Here is a 7,512-nt window from a genome sequence, read left to right as displayed (position 1 = left end):
CCGCCGAGAGAGCCAGAACCACCTACGGGCATGGGCTAGCGCTTGCCTCCACAACTCCGAAGCTTATTGACACTCCCACCGCCTAAAGGTGGGGAATTCTTACGCCGTTCAACAACGAACTCGTAAAGACGCTGTCAAGACACCTCTAGACAGTTCCTTGAGGCAAAGCTCCAAGGTTCTGCTTGCTTTTCTGTTCGCGTCAGCGGGACGGAGTCCTTGCAGGTTGGCTGAGATGTTAGTCTCTCCCGGACGCTTGCCACTGGCTGAGTTTTTCACCGTTTTAGGGGCTCGCCTGGGAACAGTACCACCTTGGTAGCAACCATACCATTGATGAGCAACTAAAGTTGCTGACGGGATTTTCCGTCCCGCCCTCAAGTCCAGGGCTACCCAGCTATCCCTCTGTGTTTTTTAATGGTACTGAGCGTCCTTCTCTTTCTGGATGGAGAAGGGATCCCTTTGTCTTCTGGTCTGGGAACCACGAGCCATGTCTGCCCCTGTCATTACCCTTAACCATGTCAGCAAGGTCTATTCCAATGGCACGGTGGCTTTGCAAGACATGAACATGGCCATCCAGGAAGGGCAGTTCGTCAGCTTGGTGGGGCCCTCTGGCTGCGGGAAAAGCACGGTGCTGCGGCTGATTGCTGGGTTGGGCCACCTAACCACGGGATCTATCGAATGGGGGCAAAACACCTCCCAGGGGCAACCCAAATTGGCCTTTGTGTTTCAGGAGCCGGCCCTCATGCCCTGGGCAACGGTGATGGACAACGTGCGCCTACCTCTGAAGTTGGCTGGTGAGCCCCAGCCCAAAGCCGAACGAGAGGTTCTGGAAGCCCTCCACCTGGTGGGCCTGCGGGGGTTTGAGCGCAGTTTTCCCCGCGAGCTGTCCGGCGGTATGCGCATGCGGGTTTCCATTGCCCGCGCCTTGGTAACCAAACCCCAGGTGCTGCTCATGGACGAGCCCTTCGGCGCCTTGGACGAGATTACCCGCAGCAAGCTGAACAGCGAACTGCTGGAGTTGTGGCAGGAGAAGCGCTGGACGGTGATTTTTGTTACCCACAACATTTACGAGGCTGTCTATCTGTCCAACCGCGTGGTGGTGATGGCAGCCCGCCCTGGGCGGGTGGTGGCGGATATCCCCATTGAGGCACCCTACCCCCGCTCGGAAGAGTTTCGCACCTCGCCCCTTTACAACGACTATTGCCGGGAGGTCGCGACCCGTTTGCGGGAGGCCATGCGCGACACGGATCAGGATCCCTACCTGTGCCCCCTCTCTGCCGGACGGCTGCGCTGACGGGATCCCCCTTTGGCGGCATTCCTGGTCTTAGAGCCCTTGATTCCCCCTCCACCATGCTAAGTCCTTTCAGTTTCCTTCTCGATTGGCTGTCTCACCGGCTGGGATCCCTGCTTGGCACACCGGAGCGCTCCTCTGGGCCCTGGCTGGATAGCGATCTGCCGCGACTGAACAGCGCGGTGGAAGAAAAACTCAGGCCCCAACCCACTGATGCGGCTAAGGTGTCTGGCTCTGCGCCGCCGACCTCCGGGCAAGGATGGGATCTGCGCAAGTGGTTCAACCTGGATGTGATTGCCCCTGGGATCGTCGGGATCCTTTTTCTGGTGGGCTGGGAAGTGGCTGTGCGGCTAACGGGGGTGCCCCCCTATCTATTGCCGGGGCCGATTTTGGTGGTGCAAACCCTGGTGCGAGACTGGGGATCCCTTTTTCCTTCCCTTTTGATCACCCTGCAAATTACGGTGGTGGCGTTCCTTTTGGCCACGGTCTCAGGGCTTTTGTTGGCGATTTTGTTTGCCCAGAGCAAATGGATTGAGCGCAGCCTCTTTCCCTATGCGGTGATTTTGCAAACAACGCCCATTGTTTCCATCGCGCCGCTGATCATCATCTGGCTGCGCAACAATACGTTTGCTGCAATGGTGGTTTGCGCTTGGATTGTCGCCTTTTTCCCAATTATCTCCAACACCACCCTGGGATTAAACAGTGTCGATCACAACCTGCTCAACCTGTTTCAACTGTACAAGGCCAATCGCTGGCAAACCTTGATCTACTTGCGTCTGCCCAGTGCTCTGCCCTATTTTCTGGGGGGCCTGCGCATTAGCGGTGGCCTTTCTTTGATCGGGGCCGTGGTGGCGGAGTTTGTCGCCGGCACCGGTGGGCAACGGGCCGGGATCGCCTACCAAATCTTGATCTCTAGCTTTAATTTGCAGGTGCCTCGCATGTTTGCCGCCTTGGTGCTGGTTACCGGCCTAGGGATCCTGATCTTTGTGGCTTTGAGCGCTTTGTCAGACAAGATATTGGGCAGATGGCACGAGAGCGCTGTGCGCCGCGAGAACTGATTTTTGCCATAGAGCCGGCAGAAGCGGTTTCGCAAAAGGCAAAAACTGGGAATTCCCGGCAACAAAAAGGCTCAGGTTGCAGACCTGAGCCCATCTTGACCTGTTATTGGCAGATGCCAGGAACCAGACTCGAACTGGTGACACGAGGATTTTCAGTCCTCTGCTCTACCAACTGAGCTATCCCGGCTCTGGAACCATTATTTTAGGATGCCGAGAGGGCTTTTGGCAACGGGTGGCGACCCTCACTTTAGCCAATTAGCTTTTCCAGGGCATCCATCTGGGGGATACAGAGGATGTCCCGCTGCCGATCCCGGCGGATCAGCTCCTCCTGCTCCAGCTTGGCAAGGACGCGGGTAACCGTTTCCCGGGCAAGGCCACTCAAGCTGCTCAGCTCCCGATGGGGCAAATTGGGGATTTCTACCCCCTTGCGACCGACCCACCCCCGCGACTCCGCCAAGAAGAGCAGGATATCGGCGACGCGAGCGACGCTGCTGGCCTCCCGCAATTGCAGGCGACGGTTGATCTGCCGTAAACGTCGCGACATGAGCTGGGCAAGGCGGATGGCAACCTGCGCATCGGCAGCCAAAAGAGCCAGAAAGTTCTGGGCCGACAGACAGCAGACCTTGGTGGCTGTCAGGGCAATCACATCGCTGGAGCGGGGCGCCTCGTCCAAGGCGGCCATTTCCCCGAAGATCTCCCCTGGGCCAAGAATGGTGAGGGTAACCTCCCGGCCCTCCAGATCGTGAGTGCGAATCTTGACCCAACCCTCTAGGATGAAATAGACGGCGTTGCCCCAGTCGTTCTGTAACAGGATGGCCTGGTTAACAGGGTGGGAGCGCAGCGACATCTGGCGAGCCAGCGGCTCTAGCACTTCAGGGGAAAAGCCTTCAAACAGAAACATCAGGCGTAAATCTTCAGCCCTTACCTCGCTCACCCTTGGCTCCTCCTGCACCGCCTCGATTCTTGCCCAACTCTCTTCCCAGAGAAAAACTCTTCACCTGACCGCCGCCTGGGATCCGGATCCCTGTTTAACAGGGGCTGCGGCCAGCCTCTAACCTGGAAACGGCAGAATGCACTTTGCTGGTAACCATTCTCCCGAGGTTGGTCAGTTTGAGTCGAGACCTAGCTCCGCTGCAGTTGCGCTTGCCAATCTTGGCTGGTATCCAAAACCTGTAGAAAACGCCGCTCCCCCTCGGAAAAGTCCTGCCACTGCGCCTGCTGCTGGGCAAGGAGATCGGCGGTGGCATCGGCAATGTCGGCGACGTTCAGCGGCTCACCCGGGCCCGATGAAGGGAGTGTTCGCCGTTGTAGGCGCTCTCGGAGGACAGGTTCAGGAGCATGGCAGTAGAGGATGCGCAACGGGATCCCGCACTGTTGGGCCTGTTCAATCGCCATGCCCCGCAGCGCTTGCCGGTCAAACTTGGCGTCCAGAATCACGCTGTAACCTTCCCGGGCCAACTCCACTCCCAACTGCACCAGGCGGCGATAAGTCTTGTCGGTCATCTCGGGCGTATACACCTCTGGCCCCCCCTGCTGCCGCAGAGGGATCCCGGCCAAGTGCTTGCGCACGGCGTCGGAGCGAATGTGGATGGCCCCCCGCTGGCGGGCCAGGTAGCGGGCCACCGTACTTTTGCCTGCTCCCGACAGGCCAGCCATCAAAAACAACTGCCCCTGTTTGGGAAGGGTGTATTCCCAGGCCAGGCGGTAGTAGCGGGCGGCAGTGTGGAAGGCATTGGCTTTGGAAGCTTCCGAGGCGGCAGGATCGTCCAGCAAAAAAGAGGTGACCTTGGCCCGCACATAGGCCTGGCGATTGAGGTAAATGGGCAAGATCTTTAGTCCTTCCCAGTCACCCGTTTCTTCCAGATAGGTGTTCAAATAGGCATTGCCCAGATCGGGGCGGTGGCGAGCGTCCAAATCCATCACCGCATAGGAGACGTCGTACATCGTATCCACAAAGCGGAAGGCCTCGTTGAACTCAATGCAATCAAACAGCAAGATCTGGCCTTCCCACCAACAGAGGTTGCCAAGATGTAGATCCCCGTGGCCTTCGCGGATGCGGTCTTGGGCCATCCTCTGGTAAAACAGCTCCTGCCGCTCGGCAAAAAAGCGATCCGTGTAGGCTTGCGTCTCCCGATATTGATCAACCGTCTGAGGGCCGCCGATGTAGCGCTGGGTTTGGGCGTAATTCTCGTCGAAGGCCTCCCGCACCCGCTCTGGCCGGCCAAAGCTGCGAATGTAGTCGTTGGTCTCCGCCTGGGCGTGAAAGGCCGCCACCGCCCGCCCTAGCTCCTCCATCAAGGCTGGGGTCAGCTCCCCCCGCTCGAGGAGGTTGCTGAAGAGTTGCTCTTGGGGAAACTGCCGCATTTTGAGGGTGTACTCCACGGGCTCGCCACTGCCGTCAAGCTGAAACCGGCCCTTGGCTTGCACAATGGGCAACACCTGTAGATAAAGCCCCGGCGCGCCGCGCTGGTTCAGGCGCAGCTCTTCTTGACAAAAGTGGCGTCGCCGCTCCAGGGTGGTGAAATTCAAAAAGCCAAAATCCAGAGGCTTCTTCACCTTATAGGCGTAGTCCCCTGTCAAGAAAACGTAGGAAATGTGGGTTTGGACGAGCTGAATCGGCTCCCGCACCGGATGGGGGTAAAACCCCGGCTCCAACATCGCTTGGATTAGCGGCGGCAGGTGGGCATCGGCCATAAAGATGGAGACGAAAAAGTCAGGGATCCCCATTTTCCTCCAAATTGCCCTCAGCTTAGTCTCCCAAGGGCAGGGCGGCCGCTTGCGGTGAAAGACGGATAACGCTAATCCCCTGTTTGACCAAAGTATCTTGAGCGGCGGCAGAAAGGGCGTAGGGCCAGACCAGATACTTCGTGTTGATGTAGTCTCGCCCCCGTTTGGCCAGGCTCACCTGTTCAGAGAGCATGCGCACCTCCGGTCCGCGGGTGATGATGGCTTCGGCGCGGCGGATGCGTTGCATCAGTTGGCTGAACAGCTCTTGGGGCTGCTGCACGAAGACCACAATGGCCAAGTCACAGGGGTTGTAGTAGTTGCCGCTGCCGCAGAGGAGCAGGGCCTCGCTGGCGAGAACAAGGGTCTCCTGGTCTCCCAGAACCACCACCGGGTAGAGAAAGGTGCGCACGTCCTCCGGTTGCCAGTGATTGAAGGAGTAGCTGTCCACCTCTCCCCGCACCCAAGAGGAGATGGCCGGAAAAACCGCTTCGCTCAGCAGCCGATAGGCCGTCTGCGGTCGCCCTAGCCAGCAGAGGGCATTCTCGTAGAAACTCTCGTTCTCCAGCAGGTGAGGGGTGAGAGGAGTGGCCATAGACTCGGATCCGGGCAGGGCCTCCTCCAGCATGCCTAGTCGGAGATGGTTAAGGCAATTTTGCCCAAAACGGATCCCTGTTCCAGCAGCCGGTGAGCGGCAGCCGCTTCGGCCAGGGGAAAGGTGTGGCTGAGCCGGATGTGCAGTTGGCCTTGGTCAATGAGGCGGGCGCACTGCCGGAGGATCTCCGCCTGGTTTTGCCGGGCAACGATAAGGTTCTTCAGCATCGGGGTGAGCATCAGCTCAAAGCTCACTCGCAAGTTGCGGTCGCGGGCCACCCGCCAATCGGTCTCTGGGGCTGGCGCCAGCAGGGTCACGAGATCGCCGTACACGCGCACGGCAGGGAAGGTCTGCTCCAGCACTGGGCCGCCAAGGGTATCGAGAGCAAGATCCACTCCCTCCTCCTCCGTCCAATCCAGAACGGCTCGCACAAAGTTGGTCTGGCGATAGAAGATGGGCAAGCTGGCTCCCAGGGAACGGACAAACTCGGCCTTTTCCGGCGTGCTCACAGTGGTAGCCACTTGGCATCCCCGCAGACGGGCCAGTTGGATGGCCACATGGCCGACACCCCCTGCCCCGGCGTGGATAAGCACCTTTTGGCCAGCCTGCAACCGTCCCCGGTCGTAGAGGGCTTCCCAAGCGGTGATCAGCACCAGGGGGGCAGCGGCAGCCTCGGCAAAGCTGAGGGACTTGGGCTTGGGAGCGACAAAGCGCTCATCGACCACGATCAGCTCGGCGTAGTTCCCCGCCTGCCTGCCCAGGCCGCCGTGGCAGAAGTAAACTTCGTCTCCAACTTGAAACTGCCTGACCCCAGATCCTACGGCTTCTACAACGCCGGCACCATCACATCCCAAAATGGCCGGCATCTCTTCGGGGTAGAAGGTGCCTCGCCGCCGCAGCTTGGTGTCGATGGGGTTGACGCCGGCGGCCCTAAGGCGGACACGTAGCTCCCGCTCGCCGCGGATCTCAGGGTCGGGCACCTCCTGAAGCTGCAAAACCTCCGGCCCCCCGGGCACGCTCATGAGGATGGCTTTCATCTTCTCAGGTGTTCAGGCTTGGTTTGGCTCGACCTGCTGCCCCGCACTTGCCACTGCGCTACCGAGGATACACCGGCAAGGGGGTCTCTGAACAATGGTTAGCTTAATCGGCGGGAAGCCCCGCATCGTATTGGTGAATTGTGTTGACTCAAGAGCCAATCCGTGTCGGGATGAAAGCCGTTCGTCCTACAATTGAGCAAAACAAGTTAAATCTCTGGAGAGTTTCCCGCCGTGGGTTGCATGATAGCAGCACGCTGAGACCTCTGTATACACAAGTCTGGGAAGCGTGAAGCCCATACGCTATCGGTTGGCGCAGCGTGGCGTAAGCCATGTTGTGTTGACTCAACGAAGATGAGTGTCGGGAGTTGTTCACTAGCATAAGCCAAGAGAACCGCGCCTGGGAAGGCAGGGATCCCTTACATTGCCCAGAAGGATAGCTTGCTAGCCCCGCGCCCGTAAGCAACTTTAGGTGCTCGTCAATAGTATAGTATAGTTGAGTATACTTGCCGAGAAGGCGTACCGTTCCCAGGCGAGCACCTAATCACGGTGAGAAACCCAACCGGTGGCAAGTGGCTGGGAGATGACAACGTCTCAGCCAACTTGCAAGGACTCCATCCCGTTGACGCGAACAGAAAAGTAATCAGAACTTGCGGCTTTGCTTCAAGATCCTGTCTAGAGGCGTCTTGACGAGTTCGTTGTTGAACGGCGTAAGAATCTCCCGCCTTTGGGCGGCGGGAGTGTCAATAAGCTTCGGAGTTGTGGAGGCAAGCGCTAGCCCATGCCCGTAGGTGGTTCTGGCTCTCTCGGCGG

The 7,512-nt window shown here is 58.8% G+C and carries 6 protein-coding genes and 1 tRNA gene; 2 read left to right on the top strand and 5 right to left on the bottom strand.

Annotated elements, in window-relative coordinates; genetic code table 11:
* Positions 1-484: 484 nt before the first annotated feature.
* Positions 485-1,291 (top strand): ABC transporter ATP-binding protein, encoded by an 807-nt coding sequence (locus tag NW841_RS10940; protein ID WP_414376735.1) that lies wholly within the window; start codon positions 485-487, stop codon positions 1,289-1,291.
* A 56-nt stretch (positions 1,292-1,347) separates the two neighbouring features.
* Complete coding sequence (locus tag NW841_RS10935; protein WP_414386384.1) at positions 1,348-2,346, top strand: ABC transporter permease; 999 nt, start codon at positions 1,348-1,350, stop codon at positions 2,344-2,346.
* Between the two features lie 114 nt (positions 2,347-2,460).
* On the opposite strand, the gene NW841_RS10930 is transcribed toward NW841_RS10935, so the two are convergent.
* From NW841_RS10930 to NW841_RS10910, 5 genes are all read right to left on the bottom strand, one after another.
* Positions 2,461-2,533 (bottom strand) — tRNA-Phe (locus NW841_RS10930).
* A gap of 60 nt (positions 2,534-2,593) precedes the next feature.
* Positions 2,594-3,247, bottom strand: a complete 654-nt coding sequence (locus NW841_RS10925; RefSeq protein ID WP_414370831.1) for a Crp/Fnr family transcriptional regulator — start codon at positions 3,245-3,247, stop codon at positions 2,594-2,596.
* A 221-nt stretch (positions 3,248-3,468) separates the two neighbouring features.
* On the bottom strand, positions 3,469-5,040 hold the full coding sequence (locus NW841_RS10920) for an AAA family ATPase (RefSeq protein ID WP_414386386.1): 1,572 nt from the start codon (positions 5,038-5,040) through the stop codon (positions 3,469-3,471).
* 55 nt (positions 5,041-5,095) lie between these two features.
* A complete protein-coding gene (locus tag NW841_RS10915; RefSeq protein ID WP_414363863.1) occupies positions 5,096-5,665 on the bottom strand; it encodes a hypothetical protein in 570 nt (189 codons plus the stop codon).
* Between the two features lie 35 nt (positions 5,666-5,700).
* Complete coding sequence (locus NW841_RS10910; protein WP_414363864.1) at positions 5,701-6,702, bottom strand: zinc-dependent alcohol dehydrogenase family protein; 1,002 nt, start codon at positions 6,700-6,702, stop codon at positions 5,701-5,703.
* Positions 6,703-7,512: the final 810 nt, after the last annotated feature.

The sequence above is a fragment of the Synechococcus sp. H60.3 genome (assembly GCF_047462295.1).
Taxonomy (GTDB): Bacteria; Cyanobacteriota; Cyanobacteriia; order Thermostichales; family Thermostichaceae; genus Thermostichus.
This window is presented reverse-complemented; position numbering and strand designations above follow the sequence as displayed.

Coding starts and splice junctions, on each gene's coding strand:
- NW841_RS10940 (WP_414376735.1), top strand. CDS start 485: ATGTCTGCCCCTGTCATTACCCTTAACCATGTCAGCAAGGTCTATTCC.
- NW841_RS10935 (WP_414386384.1), top strand. CDS start 1,348: ATGCTAAGTCCTTTCAGTTTCCTTCTCGATTGGCTGTCTCACCGGCTG.
- NW841_RS10925 (WP_414370831.1), bottom strand. CDS start 3,247: ATGTTTCTGTTTGAAGGCTTTTCCCCTGAAGTGCTAGAGCCGCTGGCT.
- NW841_RS10920 (WP_414386386.1), bottom strand. CDS start 5,040: ATGGCCGATGCCCACCTGCCGCCGCTAATCCAAGCGATGTTGGAGCCG.
- NW841_RS10915 (WP_414363863.1), bottom strand. CDS start 5,665: ATGGCCACTCCTCTCACCCCTCACCTGCTGGAGAACGAGAGTTTCTAC.
- NW841_RS10910 (WP_414363864.1), bottom strand. CDS start 6,702: ATGAAAGCCATCCTCATGAGCGTGCCCGGGGGGCCGGAGGTTTTGCAG.